13 protein-coding genes are annotated in these 16178 nt (G+C 70.5%); 6 read left to right on the forward strand and 7 right to left on the reverse strand.

All coding sequences use genetic code 11. The features are described 5' to 3' along the window. Positions 1 to 29: 29 nt before the first annotated feature. From rlmN to GFH49_RS21480, 4 genes are all read left to right on the forward strand, one after another. Positions 30 to 1136: a dual-specificity RNA methyltransferase RlmN gene (rlmN, locus tag GFH49_RS21465; protein ID WP_155057721.1), complete on the forward strand. Its 1107-nt coding sequence runs from the start codon at positions 30 to 32 to the stop codon at positions 1134 to 1136. Between the two features lie 203 nt (positions 1137 to 1339). Beyond that, positions 1340 to 2452: a thiamine ABC transporter substrate-binding protein gene (locus tag GFH49_RS21470; protein ID WP_155057722.1), complete on the forward strand. Its 1113-nt coding sequence runs from the start codon at positions 1340 to 1342 to the stop codon at positions 2450 to 2452. Further along, on the forward strand, positions 2428 to 4164 hold the full coding sequence (locus GFH49_RS21475; RefSeq protein ID WP_230396407.1) for an ABC transporter permease: 1737 nt from the start codon (positions 2428 to 2430) through the stop codon (positions 4162 to 4164). The genes GFH49_RS21470 and GFH49_RS21475 overlap by 25 nt, the downstream gene beginning before the upstream one ends. Next, positions 4164 to 5183 carry an ABC transporter ATP-binding protein gene (locus GFH49_RS21480; RefSeq protein ID WP_155057724.1) on the forward strand — a complete coding sequence of 340 codons (1020 nt, stop codon included), beginning with the start codon at positions 4164 to 4166 and terminating at the stop codon, positions 5181 to 5183. Before GFH49_RS21475 ends, GFH49_RS21480 begins: the two co-directional genes overlap by 1 nt. A gap of 181 nt (positions 5184 to 5364) precedes the next feature. On the opposite strand, the gene GFH49_RS21485 is transcribed toward GFH49_RS21480, so the two are convergent. From GFH49_RS21485 to GFH49_RS21515, 7 genes are all read right to left on the reverse strand, one after another. Beyond that, positions 5365 to 6075, reverse strand: coding sequence for an LAETG motif-containing sortase-dependent surface protein (locus tag GFH49_RS21485; RefSeq protein WP_155057725.1), 711 nt, complete (start codon positions 6073 to 6075; stop codon positions 5365 to 5367). Between the two features lie 147 nt (positions 6076 to 6222). Further along, positions 6223 to 7347 carry an LOG family protein gene (locus GFH49_RS21490; protein ID WP_155057726.1) on the reverse strand — a complete coding sequence of 375 codons (1125 nt, stop codon included), beginning with the start codon at positions 7345 to 7347 and terminating at the stop codon, positions 6223 to 6225. Between the two features lie 74 nt (positions 7348 to 7421). After that, complete coding sequence (locus tag GFH49_RS21495; RefSeq protein ID WP_155057792.1) at positions 7422 to 7829, reverse strand: VOC family protein; 408 nt, start codon at positions 7827 to 7829, stop codon at positions 7422 to 7424. A 107-nt stretch (positions 7830 to 7936) separates the two neighbouring features. Beyond that, positions 7937 to 9511 (reverse strand): hypothetical protein, encoded by a 1575-nt coding sequence (locus tag GFH49_RS21500; protein WP_155057727.1) that lies wholly within the window; start codon positions 9509 to 9511, stop codon positions 7937 to 7939. Further along, positions 9493 to 10233 (reverse strand): ABC transporter ATP-binding protein, encoded by a 741-nt coding sequence (locus GFH49_RS21505; RefSeq protein WP_155057728.1) that lies wholly within the window; start codon positions 10231 to 10233, stop codon positions 9493 to 9495. Before GFH49_RS21505 ends, GFH49_RS21500 begins: the two co-directional genes overlap by 19 nt. 182 nt (positions 10234 to 10415) lie before the next feature. Next, complete coding sequence (locus tag GFH49_RS21510) at positions 10416 to 11786, reverse strand: aspartate aminotransferase family protein (protein WP_155057729.1); 1371 nt, start codon at positions 11784 to 11786, stop codon at positions 10416 to 10418. A 13-nt stretch (positions 11787 to 11799) separates the two neighbouring features. Then, positions 11800 to 12297: an Lrp/AsnC family transcriptional regulator gene (locus GFH49_RS21515; protein ID WP_155057793.1), complete on the reverse strand. Its 498-nt coding sequence runs from the start codon at positions 12295 to 12297 to the stop codon at positions 11800 to 11802. Positions 12298 to 12434: 137 nt separating this feature from the next. Between GFH49_RS21515 and GFH49_RS21520 the strand changes: the two genes are divergently transcribed. Both GFH49_RS21520 and GFH49_RS21525 read left to right on the forward strand, forming a co-directional pair. Beyond that, complete coding sequence (locus tag GFH49_RS21520; protein ID WP_155057730.1) at positions 12435 to 13916, forward strand: gamma-aminobutyraldehyde dehydrogenase; 1482 nt, start codon at positions 12435 to 12437, stop codon at positions 13914 to 13916. Between the two features lie 558 nt (positions 13917 to 14474). Continuing rightward, positions 14475 to 15941, forward strand: coding sequence for a streptophobe family protein (locus GFH49_RS21525; RefSeq protein WP_230396409.1), 1467 nt, complete (start codon positions 14475 to 14477; stop codon positions 15939 to 15941). Positions 15942 to 16178: the final 237 nt, after the last annotated feature.

Here is a 16178-nt window from a genome sequence, read left to right on the forward strand (position 1 = left end):
CCCAAACGATCTGCGACACTTGAGAAATCATGCCCAAGCCCGGAGAACTCACGTTCGTCGCCCCCCGCGGAGCCAAGAAGCCGCCGCGGCATCTTGCCGATCTGTCGCCCGCCGAGCGCAAGGAGGCCGTTGCCGCGATCGGGGAGAAGCCGTTTCGCGCCAAACAGCTCTCGCAGCACTACTTCGCGCGGTATGCGCACGACCCGGCCGAGTGGACCGACATCCCGGCCGCGGTGCGCGGCAAGCTGCAGGAGGCGCTGCTTCCGGAGCTGATGACGGTCGTACGGCATCTGTCCACGGACCAGGACACCACGCGCAAGACGCTGTGGCGGCTGTTCGACGGGACGCTGGTGGAGTCGGTGCTCATGCGGTATCCGGACCGGGTGACGATGTGCATCAGCTCGCAGGCGGGCTGCGGTATGAACTGCCCGTTCTGCGCCACCGGGCAGGCGGGGCTCGACCGGAATCTGTCCACCGCCGAGATCGTCCACCAGATCGTGGACGGGATGCGGGCGCTCAGGGACGGAGAGATTCCCGGGGGCCCGGCGCGGCTGTCCAACATCGTCTTCATGGGCATGGGTGAGCCGCTCGCCAACTACAGGCGCGTCGTGGGTGCCGTTCGTGCGCTCACCGACCCCGGGCCGGACGGGCTCGGGCTCTCGCAGCGCGGCATCACCGTCTCCACCGTCGGTCTCGTCCCGGCCATCCACCGCTTCGCCGACGAGGGCTTCAAGTGCCGGCTCGCCATCTCGCTGCATGCGCCGGACGACGAGCTGCGCGACACCCTCGTACCGGTCAACACCCGCTGGAAGGTCCGCGAGGTGCTCGACGCCGGGTGGGAGTACGCGGCCAGGTCCGGGCGCCGGCTGTCCATCGAGTACGCGCTGATCCGGGACATCAACGACCAGGCCTGGCGCGGTGACCGGCTCGGGCGGCTGCTCAAGGGCAGGCCGGTGCATGTGAACCTGATCCCGCTGAACCCGACGCCGGGCTCGAAGTGGACCGCCTCCCGGCCGGCGGACGAGAAGGCGTTCGTCGAGGCCATCGCCGCGCATGGTGTGCCGGTGACGATCCGGGACACCCGGGGCCAGGAGATCGACGGAGCGTGTGGTCAGCTCGCGGCCACCGAGAGGTAGTCTGATCGGCGTCGGTACAGTGCCGTCAGTACAACTGAATGATCGACGTCAGTACCCTGAATCTCCGAACAACTGAATATCCGACTCATTTTCCGACAGGGGAGCGCCACAGCGCTGAGAGTGCGGCAGCCATAGTTCTGGCGGGCCGCAGACCCTCTGAACCTCGCCCAGGTCATTCTGGGTAGGAAGTTCGGTCTTCACTCATGAGAACCACGAACAAGTACATAGCCGTGGCCGTCGGTCTGGGCCTCGTCACGTTGTCCGCGTGCGGATCGTCCTCCGACTCCGCCGGCGGTGACTCCAAGACCGTCACGCTCGTCAGCCACGACTCCTGGGCCGTCTCGAAGAGCGTCATCGCCGCGTTCGAGAAGGAGTCCGGGTACAAGGTCAAGGTGCTGGAGGACGGCGACGCCGGGCAGGCCGTCAACAAGGCGATCCTGACCAAGGACAACCCGCAGGGCGACGTCTTCTTCGGCGTCGACAACACCCTGCTCTCGCGGGCCCTCGAAAACGACCTCTTCCAGTCCTACGAGCCGAAGGGCTCCGACCTGATCCTCCCCGAGTACCGGGTCGACCAGGACAAGCACCGTGTCACGCCGATCGACACCGGCGACATCTGCGTCAACTACGACAAGGCGTACTTCAGCGAGCACAAGCTGGCCCCGCCCACCTCCTTCGACGACCTGATCAAGCCCGAGTACAAGAACCTCCTCGTCACCGAGAACGCGTCCACCTCCTCACCGGGTCTGGGCTTTCTCCTCGGGACCGCCGCCGAGTACGGCGATGGGGGCACCTCCCGCTCGAGCGAAGCCGAGAGTGGGGGAGGCTGGCAGGACTACTGGGAGAAGCTGAAGGCCAACGGCGTCAAGGTCGTCGACGGCTGGGAGCAGGCGTACAACGAGGAGTTTTCCGGTTCCGCCGGCGGCAAGCAGGCCAAGGCCGACCGGCCGCTCGTCGTCTCGTACGCCTCCTCGCCGCCCGCCGAGGTCATCTACGCCGACCCGAAGCCGGCCTCCGCGCCGACCGGCGTCGCGACCGGCACCTGCTTCCGGCAGGTCGAGTACGCGGGGCTGCTGAGCAACGCGCGGAACACCGAGGGCGGCAAGGCGCTGCTCGACTTCATGCTGACGACGACGTTCCAGGACGACATGCCGCTGAACATGTTCGTCTACCCGGTGCGTGAAGGCGCCCAGGTGCCCGAGGAGTTCACGAAGTACGGTCCGCAGGCCGAGGACCCCGAGACCATGGACCCGGCGAAGATCGCCGACAACCGTGACGACTGGGTCAAGTCATGGACCTCGCTCGTACTGAAGTAGCGGACGTAGCGGACGTAGCGGGAGCAGCGGGAGCAGCGGGAGCAGGGCAAGTCGCCGAAGCGCCCCGCCGCAAGGGACGCACGGGCGGCACGGCCGTGCGGCTCGGGCTCATCGCCGTGCCCGTCACGTTCTTCGCGGTGTTCTTCGCCTACCCCGTCGCCGCGATCCTCGCGCGCGGGCTCCATGTCGACGGGGCCTGGCAACTCGCCCGGATCTGGGACGTGGTGGCGCGGTCGGACATCCGTCACGTCCTGTGGTTCACGACCTGGCAGGCCCTCGCCTCCACCGCGCTCACCCTGCTCGTAGCGCTCCCCGGCGCATACGTCTTCGCCCGCCTCGACTTCCCGGGCAAGCAGGTCCTGCGGGCGATCGTCACCGTCCCCTTCGTGCTGCCCACGGTCGTCGTAGGTACGGCGTTCCTGGCGCTGGTGGGCCGCGGTGGGCTGCTGGACGAGCTGTGGGGCGTACGGCTGGACACGACCGTATGGGCGATCCTGCTGGCGCACGTCTTCTTCAACTACGCGGTCGTCGTACGGACGGTCGGCGGGCTCTGGGGTCAGCTCGACCCGCGGCAGGAAGAGGCCGCGCGGATGCTCGGGGCGTCGCGCTTCACCGCCTGGCGGGCCGTCACCCTCCCGGCCCTCGCCCCCGCTGTGGCCGCCGCCGCGCTCATGGTGTTCCTCTTCACCTTCACCTCCTTCGGCGTGGTGCAGATCCTCGGCGGACCGGGCTTCTCGACGCTCGAAGTGGAGATCTACCGGCAGACGTCCGAGATCTTCGACCTGTCCACCGCCGCGGTGCTGACGATCATTCAGTTCATGGCGGTCGGCGCGGTCCTCGCGCTGCACGCCTGGACCGTACGGCGGCGGGAGACCGCGCTGCGGCTGGTGGACGCGTCGGTGACGGCGCGGCGACCGCGCGGCAGGGGCGAGTGGGCGCTGCTGGCGGGCGTCCTCGCCTCCGTCGCCGTACTCCTGCTGCTGCCGCTGGCCGTGCTGGTGCAACGATCGTTCGACGCGCCGGACTTCGGCTACTACCGGGCGCTGATGTCGTCCGACGGGGGCGTCTTCCTGGTGGCGCCGATCGAGGCGATCGGCAATTCGCTGCGGTACGCCGTCGTCGCCACCGTCATCGCCGTCGTGATCGGCGGTCTCGCCGCCGCCGCGCTCACCCGGCGGGACGCGGGCCGGTTCGTGCGCGGGTTCGACGCGCTGCTGATGCTGCCGCTCGGGGTGTCGGCGGTGACGGTCGGTTTCGGGTTTCTGATCGCGCTGGACGAGCCGCCGCTCGATCTGCGGGCCTCCTGGATCCTGGTGCCGCTCGCGCAGGCGCTGGTCGGTGTCCCGTTCGTCGTACGGACCATGCTGCCCGTGCTGCGGGCGGTGGACGGGCGCTTGCGGGAGGCGGCGGCCGTGCTCGGGGCGTCGCCGTGGCGGGTGTGGCGCGAGGTCGATCTGCCGATGGTGCGGCGGGCGTTGCTGATCGCGGCCGGGTTCGCGTTCGCGGTGTCGCTGGGCGAGTTCGGGGCGACCGTGTTCATCGCACGGCCCGACAACCCGACGCTGCCGGTCGCGGTGGCCAGGCTGCTCGGGCGGGCCGGGGAACTCAACTACGGCCAGGCAATGGCCCTTTCGACGATCCTGATGGTGGTGTGCGCGGTGTCGCTGCTGGTGCTGGAGCGGCTGCGGACCGATCGGACGGGGGAGTTCTGATGCTGCTGGGCATCGAAGACGCGACCGTACGGTTCGGCGGGCGGGCCGTGCTCGACGCGGTCGGCCTGGGAGTCGCCGAGCACGAGATCGTGTGCGTGCTCGGGCCCAGCGGCAGCGGCAAGTCGACGCTGCTGCGGGCGGTGGCGGGACTGCAACCCCTCGACTCCGGGCGGGTGTTGCTCGACGGACGCGATCAGTCGGGGGTGCCCGCGCACAAGCGGGGCGTCGGGCTGATGTTCCAGGACCATCAGCTGTTCCCGCAGCGGGACGTGGGCGGAAACGTGGCCTTCGGGTTGCGGATGCACGGGGCGTCCAAGGGGCAACAGGCCGAGCGCGTACGGGAGTTGCTGGACCTCGTCGGTCTGCCGGGCGCCGCGGGCCGGGCGGTGGCCGGGCTCTCCGGGGGTGAGCAGCAGCGGGTGGCACTGGCCCGTGCGCTCGCGCCGCGGCCGCGGCTGCTGATGCTGGACGAGCCGCTCGGGCAGCTGGACCGTTCGCTGCGGGAGCGGCTCGTGGTCGAACTCCGGGAACTCTTCGGCCGGTTGGGCACCACCGTGCTCGCCGTCACCCACGACCAGGGCGAGGCCTTCGCGCTCGCCGACCGGGTCGTGGTGATGCGGGACGGGGGCGTCGCCCAGGCCGGAACGCCGCTGGAGGTCTGGCAGCGGCCGGTGGACGAGTTCGTGGCGCGCTTCCTCGGCTTCGACAACGTGGTCGAGGGGACGATCGCCGGGGAGGCCGCCGACACGCCGTGGGGGAAGCTGCCGGTGGGGGAGAGCGCCGCGCAGGGGACACGAACGCTGCTCGTACGTCCCGCCGGTGTGCGGCTGGTCTCCGGTGACGCGGGCCTGCGCTGCACGGTCGCCGCCCGCGCCTTCAAGGGCACCCATGTCGCCGTACACCTCCAGCCGGCGGACGCGCCCCGCCTCGAAGCGGCGTGCGCGCTGCGGGAGGCGCCGGAGGTCGGGGACGTGGTCGGGGTGGAGTTCGACGCGGCGGAAATCGTCGTGCTCGGCTGATCGCGGCGCGGTGCTGTGTGTGCCGGCGCTGGGGTTGGGGCTGGGTGGGTCGGCTGGCCCGCGCCGGCGGGGTGCCGCTGCGCCCACCCGTGCCGCCCATGCGGCACAACTGCCCGCAGCTACGGCGTGTGGCCCGGCCCGGGGTTCCGGGCCGGGCCACGACAGGCGTTCCGTGGGACGTCTAGCGGTCGCTGTCCGTGCCGCGGCGGCGGAAGCCGAAGTAGACGGCGGCGCCGCCCAGGGCGACCAGCGCTGCCGCGATGCCGGCGATGATGCCGGTGTTGGAGCTGGCGCCGGTCTCGGCGAGGTTGGACTCACCGGCCGCGGCCGCGGGGGACGGCGCGCTGCTCGGGGTGTCCGCGGGCGGGGCGCCGTCGCTCTCGGAGGCCGACGGAGCCGGGGTGGCGGGCGTGTCGGACTCGGCCGGGGTGGAGGGTGCCTCCGACGGTGTCGCCGTGGCCGGAGGGGTCGGGTTCTCGTCCTTCTTGCAGGCCGTGGCCGGGGTGACGAGGTTGGGCTCGATGTCCTCGTCCACATAGGGCGTGGCCTTGACGTGGATGCGGTATTCGGCGTCCGGCTTCCAGTTCTCCTCGAAGGTGATGGTCACACCCTCGCGTGAGCCCTCGACCACCTGCTCGCCGACCTTCTTCAGGTCGGCGCCGTTGTTCTGGAGGTACACGGTGACGGTGGCCGGAACACCGGTGGGGTCCACGTCGGTGACGGTGATGACGCCCTTGCCACCGTCGCACTCGGCGGCGGCCGAGAACTCGTTGATGTTGCAGGCGAGGGCGCTGCCCGCGGCACCGAGCGCGAGCGCGGCCGAGGCGGAGGCGACACCGAGGATGCGTACGGAGCGTACGACGGTACGGCGGGATAGGGGCAGGACTGCCACGTTTGTCCTTCATGTGATGTGCAAATGCGGGGGGCTGAAGGGGTGTTGATGTGAAACCAACATTCCCAAGAGGCTCACAGATTTATAAGCGCCGCATAAGCAGTGTCAACGCATAGGCCCGACATGACCCTTGGCTTTGCCCTCTTATTAACCGCCGAAACGTTTCAAGGCCGCCGGAGCGTCCTCGATTCGGTCAACCAGGGCAATGCGGGCCTCCATCGACCGGTCCCTCGCCAGCGCCTGGAGCAGCGGCCAGGTCGGCAGCCGCTCCGTCCAGTGCGCGCGGTTCACCAGCACCATGGGCGTGGGCTCGCCCCGCGACTCGTAGTAGTTCGGCGTCGCGTTGTCGAAGATCTCCTGTACGGTCCCGGCGGCGCCCGGCAGGAAGACGACACCCGCGGTGGAGCGGGCCAGCAGGCCGTCCTCGCGGGTGGCGTTGGCGAAGTACTTGGCGATGTGCGCGGCGAACGCGTTCGGCGGCTCATGGCCGTAGAACCAGGTCGGGATGCCCACCGAAGGGCCGCCCTCCGGCCAGCGCTCACGGACCTCGAAGGCCGCGCGCGCCCAGTCGGTGATGGACGGGACGAACTTCGGGGCCTTCGCGAGGAGTTGGAGCGCCTCGGTGAGCATGTCGTCGCCGTACGGGGCCGCGTACGCGCCCAGGTTCGCCGCCTCCATGGCGCCCGGCCCGCCCCCTGTGGCCACGGTGAATCCGGCACGGGCCAGCTCGCGGCCGAGCCGGGCGGCACCGGCGTACTCCTCGGTGCCGCGTGCCATCGCGTGCCCGCCCATCACGCCGACCACCCGGGCGCCGACGAGGAGTTCGTCGAGGGCGTCCGACATCGCGTCGTCGTGGATGGCGCGCAGCATGGAGGCGAATATGTCGCCGTCCGACTTGGTCCGCTGGAACCAGGCGTACGACAGGGCGTCCGGTGTCGCCTCGTAACCCTTGTCGAGCGAGGCGAACAGCTCGGTGGGCGAGTGGACGAAGCCGCGGTACGGGTCGAAGGGGAGGCCGGGGACCGGCGGGAAGACCAGGGCCCCCGAGGCACGCACCTGGGCGGCGGCCCCGGGGCCCATCGGGCAGCCGAGGAAGACGGCGCCCGTGGCGTCCACGGTCGTCAGGACGTCCGTACGGTCCGTCAGATCGACGGCCTGGACACGGTGATGGGCCAGCGAGCCGACCGCTGCGACCACCTCGTCGAACTCGGCGAGGGACTCGATCTCACGGTCGTGGGAGCCGTCGAACGGCTGGGCGGGTGTCGAGTGCACCCGCCTATGCTAGGTGCTCCGCGGTGTGCCCTGATGGGGCGTTGCCGCGCCCCGGCGGACCGGTCGGCCGGGGCTCAGCCTGTCACCGCGGCCGGGTCCATCCAGACGACCTCCCAGGTGTGGCCGTCGAGGTCGTCGAAGGCGCGGCCGTACATGAACCCCTGGTCCTGGGCCTCGCGGGGCTCGGTGCCGCCGGCCGCGAGAGCCTTCTCGACCAGCTCGTCGACCTTTTCGCGGCTCTCCGCGCTCAGCGCGATCAGCACCTCGCTGGTCTTGGTGGCGTCCGCGATCTCCTTCTGGGTGAACGTCGCGTAGAACGGCTTGCTGAGCAGCATCGCCACAATCGTGTCGCTGATCACGATGGAGGACGCGTTCTCGTCGCTGAACTGCGCGTTGATCGAGTAGCCCAGCTCCGTGAAGAACTTCTTCGACGCGTCCAGGTCGTTCACGGGCAGGTTCACGAAGATCATCTGCTGGTACATGGTGGTCTCTCCCATCGAGTCCGTGTCGTTGCGTGGGGTAGACCCGGAGTCTGCGCGGAACTCATCGCCGTGCGGAGACTTTTTTCGTACGTCTTCCCGTACGGGGCTCAGCGGGCGGTCATCGGCAGCGCCGCCAGCTCGGCGACGATCAGGGTGAGCGGGCCGAACAGGGCCAGCAGGGCGCCGGCGCGGAGGGCGGCGGCGCTGCGCAGCATGGCGGCGGGGGCGCCGAGACGCAGGAGGGCGGCGGTGGTGTCGGCGCGGGCCTGCTTCGCCTCCACGGCGGCGGTGAGAAGGGTGGCCGCGGTGCAGCCGACGACCACCAGGGCGCCGAGGGTGGTGAGTGAGCCGAGGGGCCGGACCTCGGTGTCGTGGACGAGGGCGGTCGTGTACGCCGCTGAGGCCACCGCGCAGACGATGCCCAGCGGGCGGCCGATGCGGGCGGATTCCTCCATGAGGACGCGGCCCGCGAGGAGGCGCAGGGCGCCGGGGTGGGCGGACTGCAGGAGACGGCCGCAGAGGTGCGTGAGGCCTGGGGCGGCGAGGGCGAGGCCGAGGGCGGCGAGCGCCCAGCCTGCGAGGAAGCCGGGGGATGTGGGGTCTGCGGTGCGGCTGGCGTAGGCCTCTACGGTGAGGCCTGCGGCGAGGACGGTGATGCCCCAGGGGAGGCCGCGGGGCGCTTCGCGGGGGGCCGGGGGTTCGAGGTGGGGGGCGGCGGGGCCGGGTTCCTGTTCGGTGGCGTTGGCTGGTGCGGCGTCCGGGGTTGCTGCTGGGGGGTCCGTTGCGCAGCCCGGCGTTGGCGGGGTGCCGCCTGCGCCCACCCGTGCCGCCCCGGCGGCACGACTGCCCGCAGCTTGACGGCTGTCTGCGGCTTGGCGGGGGTCGGTGGTCTGGTGGCCCTCCGCGGCCTGGCGGGTGTCGGGAGATTGGTGGCCGTTTGTGGCTTGGTGGGTTTCTGTGGCTTGGCGGTCGTCTGTGGCTTGGTGGGGGGCTGGGGATTGGTGGTTGGGTGTGGTTTGGTGGGGGTTTTTGGGGTTGCGGGTTGCTGTGGGCTTTTGGGTCAGGTGGGTGCCGAAGCGGCCGTACGCTCCGAAGGTTTCCCGGGCGCCGGCGAGCCCGTATGCGCCGAAGCGGCCGTATTTCCGGGGGGTGCCGTGTGAGGAGGGCCTGGGTGAGTCCTTCGGGCGGAGTGCCAGGGCTGTGGAGAGGGAGGCGGTGGCCGGGACCAGGGCGAGCAGGGTGAGGGTCGCCGGGAGGGGGAGTGGCTGGCCGGCTGCCAGGTAGTCCGTTGCCGCGCCGCCGGGGGGCAGGCGTGTGAGGTCACCGCGCAGGTGGAGGAAGACCAGGAGGGCGAGGAGGGAGCCGACGGTGGTGGCGAGGGCTGTCGTGAGGGCGGAGACGACCATGAGACGGCCGGGGCCCAGGCCGATGGCCGACAGGCCGGGGCGGGGTTTGGTCCCCGGGTCCGTGCGGGCCACCGCCACGGCGAAGTAGACCGTGGTGGCGAGCGGGGCCGTGCACCAGGTCAGACGGAGGGTCGACGCGGCAGGGTCCTGGTGGGACATCGCGTGGCCCAGGGCGGAGAGAAGCAGGAAGCCCGTCGCGGCCGAGGCCGCGGCCACCGCGAGGCGGCGCAGCTGTACGGCGGGCTGGGCGACGCGGGTCAGACGGAGAGCGAGCACGCCGCCCGGCCTTCCGACTCGGTGACCGGGGGCAGATGCACCGTGGTCACGCGTCGGCCGTCCAGGAGGGAGACCGTGCGGTCGGCGACCGCCGCCGTTTCCGCGTCGTGCGTCGCCAGGATCACTGTGATGCCGTGCGAGCGGGCCGCCGTGGTGAGCGTGCGCAGCACGTGGCCGCGGTCGGCGCGGTGCAGCGGGGCCGAGGGTTCGTCCGCGAACAGGACCGTGGGGGTCGGGGCCAGGGCCCTGGCGATCGAGACGCGCTGGCGTTCCGCCTGGACCAGTTCGTGCGGTCGCTTACGGGCGCGGTCGCCGATGTCGAGGCGCTCCAGCCACTCCATCGCGGCCACCTTGGCGCGGCGTCGGCTGGTGCCGCGGAGCATCAGCGGCAGGGCGGCGTTCTCCCAGGCGTTGAGTTCGGGGACGAGGAGCGGGGCCGGGTCGATCCAGGCGAAGCGGTCGCGGCGCAGCCGTTCGCGGGCGAGCGGTCCCATGGTGTGCACGGGCACGCTGTTGAACCAGACCTCGCCGCGCAGCGGTCGTAGCAAGCCGGACAGACATCTCAGCAGCGTCGTCTTGCCGCTGCCGCGCGGGCCGCTGACCGCGACGATCTCGCCCTCCTGGACGTGCAGGGAGACGCCGCCGAGCGCGGGCGAGCCGTCGGCGTGCTGGAAGTGCAGGGCGCGTGCCCAGAGCACGTCGTTGTCCGGCGGGGCCACCATGGGCGTACACCTCGTTCCGATCCGTATTTCCCGGTGCCGATCCCCCAGGCGGGGGAACGAAGGCAGGGCCGGCCAGCTACAAGGCACGCTAGGGATCCGGGGCAGCGACGCCGGACAGCACGCGGCCCGGGTGCACCCTTCTCACTCGCATGGGTGCACCCGGGCCGCGGAAGCGCCGGGGGTCAGAGCTTCGTCCACGCCTCCGTCAGCGTCGCGCGCAGGATCTGCTCGATCTCGTCGAACGTGTTCTGGTCGGAGATCAGCGGCGGGGCGAGCTGGACGACCGGGTCGCCGCGGTCGTCGGCACGGCAGTACAGGCCGTTGTCGTAGAGCGCCTTGGAGAGGAAGCCGTACAGGATCCGCTCGGTCTCCTCGGCGTCGAAGGACTCCTTGGTGGCCTTGTCCTTGACGAGCTCGATGCCGTAGAAGAAGCCGTTGCCGCGGACATCGCCGACGATCGGCAGGTCGTACAGCTTCTCCAGGGTCGCGCGGAAGGCGCCCTCGTGGTCGAGCACGTGCTGGTGGAGGCCCTCGCGCTCGAAGAGGTCGAGGTTGGCGAGGCCCACCGCGGCCGACACCGGGTGGCCGCCGAAGGTGTAGCCGTGCAGGAAGGTGTTGTCGCCCTGGTAGAACGGCTCGGCCAGCCGGTCGGAGACGATGCAGGCGCCGATGGGGGAGTAGCCCGAGGTCATGCCCTTGGCGCAGGTGATCATGTCCGGGACGTAGTCGAACTTGTCGCAGGCGAACATCGTGCCCAGCCGGCCGAAGGCGCAGATGACCTCGTCCGAGACCAGCAGGACGTCGTACTGGTCGCATATCTCGCGCACGCGCTGGAAGTAGCCGGGCGGGGGCGGGAAGCAGCCGCCCGCGTTCTGCACCGGCTCCAGGAAGACCGCCGCGACCGTGTCCGGGCCCTCGAAGAGGATCTGCTGCTCGATCTGGTCGGCGGCCCAGCGGCCGAAGGCCTCCGGGTCGTCGCCGAAGAGAGGGGCGCGGTAGATGTTCGTGTTGGGGACCTTGTGCGCGCCCGGGACCAGCGGCTCGAAGGGGGCCTTCAGGCCGGGCAGGCCCGTGATGGACAGCGCGCCCTGCGGGGTGCCGTGGTACGCGACCGCGCGGGAGATCACCTTGTGCTTGGCGGGCTTGCCGACCAGCTTGAAGTACTGCTTGGCCAGCTTCCAGGCCGTCTCGACCGCCTCGCCGCCGCCGGTGGTGAAGAAGACCTTGTTCAGGTCGCCGGGGGCGTGGTGCGCGAGGCGCTCGGCCAGTTCGACGGCCTTCGGGTGGGCGTAGGACCACACCGGGAAGAACGCCAGCTCCTGGGCCTGCTTGAAGGCGGTCTCCGCCAGCTCCACGCGGCCGTGGCCCGCCTGGACCACGAACAGGCCGGCGAGACCGTCGAGGTACCGCTTGCCCTTGTCGTCGTAGATGTAGGTGCCCTCGCCCCGGACGATGGTGGGGACGGGGGACTTCTCGTACGAGGACATGCGGGTGAAGTGCATCCACAGGTGGTCGTACGCGGTCTGGCTGAGGTCCTTGGTGCTCACGGTCATCGGGTCCTCACGGTCATCGGGTTCCCCACATGTAGGTCTGCTTCTTGAGCTTCAGATAGACGAAGCTCTCGGTGGAGCGCACTCCTGGGACGGCCCGGATGCGTCGGTTGATGACGTCCAGGAGGTGGTCGTCGTCCTCGCAGACGATCTCCACCATCAGGTCGAAGGAGCCTGCGGTCATCACCACGTACTCGCATTCGGACATGGCGGTCAGCGCGTCGGCCACGGACTCCACGTCGCCCTCGACATGGATGCCGACCATCGCCTGCCTGCGGAAGCCCACGGTGAGCGGGTCCGTGACGGCGACGATCTGCATCACGCCCTGGTCGAGCAGCTTCTGGACGCGCTGACGCACGGCCGCCTCGGAGAGGCCGACGGCCTTGCCGATCGCGGCGTACGGCCGGCGGCCGTCCTCCTGGAGCTGCTCGATGATGGCGAGGGAGACGGCGTCCAGCTGGGGACTGCCGTTCCGCTGATCTGCGCTTCGACTGGCCACGGCCTCACTGTGCACGACGTCTCGACACTTCCGCAAGGTTGATGTGATGAAATTCGTTGTTTGTGCGGCTGAGACTTGCGGATTTCGCAGCAATGGCGGGATCGGGGGTGTTGAAAACGTCGGCGTGCGGATTAGGGTGGGTGTCTCAGCCAATGGACAGTTCGACCCGACCCAGGAGGCCGGCAGTGAGCAAGGAGCTGCGTGGGCTGCGCACCCTACGGAATTACATCGCCGGTGAGTTCCGGGACGCCGCCGACGGACGGACCACCGAGGTGGTCAACCCCGTGACGGGCGAGGCGTACGCGACCGCGCCGCTGTCCGGGCAGGCGGATGTCGACGCCGCGATGGCGGCCGCCGCGGCGGCCTTCCCCGGCTGGCGCGACACCACACCCGCCGAGCGGCAGAAGGCCCTCCTGAAGATCGCGGACGCGTTCGAGGAGCGCGCCGAGGACCTGATCGCGGCCGAGGTGGAGAACACCGGCAAGCCGGTCGGGCTCACCCGGTCCGAGGAGATCCCGCCGATGGTGGACCAGATCCGGTTCTTCGCCGGTGCGGCGCGGATGCTGGAGGGCCGCTCCGCCGGTGAGTACATGGAGGGGATGACCTCGATCGTCCGCCGTGAGCCGGTCGGCGTCTGCGCGCAGGTCGCGCCGTGGAACTACCCGATGATGATGGCCGTGTGGAAGTTCGCGCCGGCGATCGCGGCGGGTAACACGGTGGTGCTGAAGCCGTCCGACACGACCCCGGCGTCGACGGTCCTGATCGCCGAGATCCTCGGCTCGATCCTGCCCAAGGGCGTCTTCAACGTCATCACCGGCGACCGTGAGACCGGCCGCATGATGGTCGAGCACCCCGTCCCGGCGATGGCCTCCATCACCGGCTCCGTGCGGGCGGGTGCGCAGGTCGCCGAGTCCGCGTCGAAGGACGTCAAGCGGGTCCACCTGGAGCTGGGCGGCAAGGCGCCGGTCGTCGTGTTCGAGGACACCGACATCGCCAAGGCCGTCGAGGACATCTCTGTCGCGGGCTTCTTCAACGCCGGGCAGGACTGTACGGCCGCCTGCCGCGTCCTCGTCCACGAGGCGATCCACGACGAGTTCGTCGCGGCGCTGGCGAAGGCCGCGGCCGACACGAAGACGGGCCGGCCGGACGATGAGGACGTGCTGTTCGGGCCGCTCAACAACCCGAACCAGCTGAAGCAGGTGAGTGGGTTCATCGAGCGGCTGCCCGCGCACGCGCGCGTGGAGGCCGGGGGCAAGCGGGTCGGCGACCAGGGGTATTTCTTCGCGCCGACCGTCGTTTCCGGCGTCAAGCAGGACGACGAGATCATCCAGAAGGAGGTCTTCGGGCCGGTCATCACCGTTCAGTCCTTCAGCGACGAGGCGCAGGCCGTCGAGTGGGCGAACGGTGTCGAGTACGCCCTCGCGTCGTCGGTGTGGACCAAGGACCACGCGCGAGCGATGCGGCTGTCCAAGGCGCTCGACTTCGGATGCGTGTGGATCAACACCCACATTCCGCTGGTCGCGGAGATGCCGCACGGCGGGTTCAAGAAGTCGGGGTACGGCAAGGACCTTTCGGCGTACGGGTTCGACGACTACACGCGGATCAAGCATGTGATGACGTCGCTGGACGGGTAGCTGGTCGGTAGGCCGTATTTCCGGCTGCGGGCGCGTGGGGGCTTGTCGCGCAGTTCCCCGCGCCCCTCACGTTGCGTGGACCTGACGGTGGGAAACGCCGTCCACGCGGTCGCGGGGTTGCCGGGCGTGCGGATGCCGTTCTGGGAACTTTCTGAGAAGCCGGCCCGTATTCCCGTCCCGCCCGCCCTCTGACGTGCGTCGCCCCCGCACCGACTCTCAGAAACCTCCCAGAACCTCTCGGGAACGTCGTACTCGCGACCGACAGTGTGTCCGAGTCCCGTGGTACCCGGCGCCGTGCTCATCCCCCCGTTCGGCGCCGGGTGCTCCCCCGCGAGCGAAGCGGAGTGTTCCTGTATGGCTGCCAGCACGCCCCGACTCCAGAACAGGTCCGGTTCCGGTCCGCGATCCGGAGCGAATCCCCGGGCCGGAGCGAACCCTCGGGCCGGTACGAGTCCTCGGTCCGGTGTGACTCAGCGGCCCGGGGCCAATCAGAGGCCTGGGGCGAATCAGCGGCCCGGGGCCAATCCTCGGCACCAACATCGCACCGCGCCGCTGCAGTTGATCGGCCCGTGGCACAACGCCCTGGAAGGCGCGCTGGCCGTGCTGTACGCGGTGGCCGCCATGGTGGTTGTCTCCGCGGTGGCGCTGCTCCTGCTCGACGCGGGGTCCCTCGGATCGCTGTGGTCGTTGACGATGACGCTGACGGCGATGGCCGTCGGCGCCTCGGCGAACGCGGGCGCGGCCGACGCCGGGGACTCCGGGGGGATGGGCGGTCTGGGAGCGCTGTTCGGCGGTGGCGGTGGCATGGCGCCGTCGATGAGCGGTGCGGCCGACGCGGTGCCGCTCGGCGTCACGCTGGTCGGCGCCGTCGTTCTGTGGATCGTGTTCTCCCGGCGGCTGCGGCAGGGGCAGCAGCGGCGGCTCACCGGCAGTGACCTGGCCGCGCGGGCGGCCGGAGCCGGAGCCGCGGCGATGTTCCTCCTCATGATCGTGGCTGGGTTCGCACACGGAACGATCACACTGCCCGAGGGGGCGATGTCAGGGGCGGGCGGCGAGGAGTCCGGCGCGGCCGGTGGCCTGGGCGAGCTCATGGGCGGCGGCGGCATGGGCGAGATGTCGGCGGCGCCCTACCAGGTGAGTGCGGTAGCGGCGGGCTTCGGCGCGGTGCTGTGGGTGGCGGCCGCGCTCGGCGTCGGATGCCTGATCAGCCGCAAGGTACGGCTGCCGCTGGGCGGGACGCTGGACCGGCTGCGCAGCACCTGGGGGCCGAGCCTCTCGGCCGTCGTCCGTATGGTTCTCGTCATGGCTGCCGTACCGCTCGCGGCCCTCGTGTTCGTCGGGGTGGCGGTCGGTGGCCGGGTCGGCTCGGTGGCGGGTGGCGCCCTGCTGGTCGCCCCCAACGTCCTGGTGGTGCTCCTGACTCTGGGCATCGGGTCCTCGTGGACGGCCGAGATGCACCCGGTGACGACCGACAGCAGCAGTAGCAACCCGTTGGCCGGTCTCATGGGCGGTTCGGGCGGCATGGGCGGCATGGGCGGCATGATGGGCGGCGACATGACCGACCGCACCGAGCATCTGAGCGCCCTGTCGGCGGGTGGATTGCTGGTGTGGCTCTTGGCCATCACGGTGACCGGGCTGATCCTGCTCATCCCCGCCTACCGGGCGGCACGGGCCACGCAGTCCGCCCAGAAGGTCCCGATGCTCCCCTACCGGGGTCCGCTGGCCGGGCACCTCGGCATGGCCGAACGGTTCGGTATCGTCACGGCCGTCTTCCTGGGCGTGGCGACCTGGCTGGTGGGGGCGTCCGGAGACTTCGGCGTCGGCATGTTCGGCAGCACGATGGGGGGAATGCAGGCCGCGCTGAGCGGCAACCTGCTGTCGACCCTCTTCTTCGGGCTGATCGTCGGAGCTCTGGCCGGCTTCGCCGGAAGCCTGCTGGCCACGTGGCGCGGTGACCGCGGGCCTGGAGCGCGGCGGTGGTGGAGCCTGGTGACGCTGGGACGCGGCGACAGGGCGGCGCAGTGATGGGCGGCGAGTCACGGTCGGGCGAGTGATGGTCGGGCGAGTGACGGTCGGTCGGGCGCGGTGAAGTCGGGCGCGGTGATGTTGGAGTCCGGTGATGGTGGGGCTCGGCGGATCTGGAGTCTGGTGATGGTGGGGCCCGGCGGGTGTGAGCTGGTGATGATGGGGCGCGGCGGGTGTGAGCTGGTGATGATGGGGCGCGGCGGATGTGGAGTCTGGGGACCGTGAGGTGCGGCGAGG

It is taken from the genome of Streptomyces blattellae (genome assembly GCF_009709555.1).
GTDB classification, from domain to species: Bacteria; Actinomycetota; Actinomycetes; order Streptomycetales; family Streptomycetaceae; genus Streptomyces; species Streptomyces blattellae.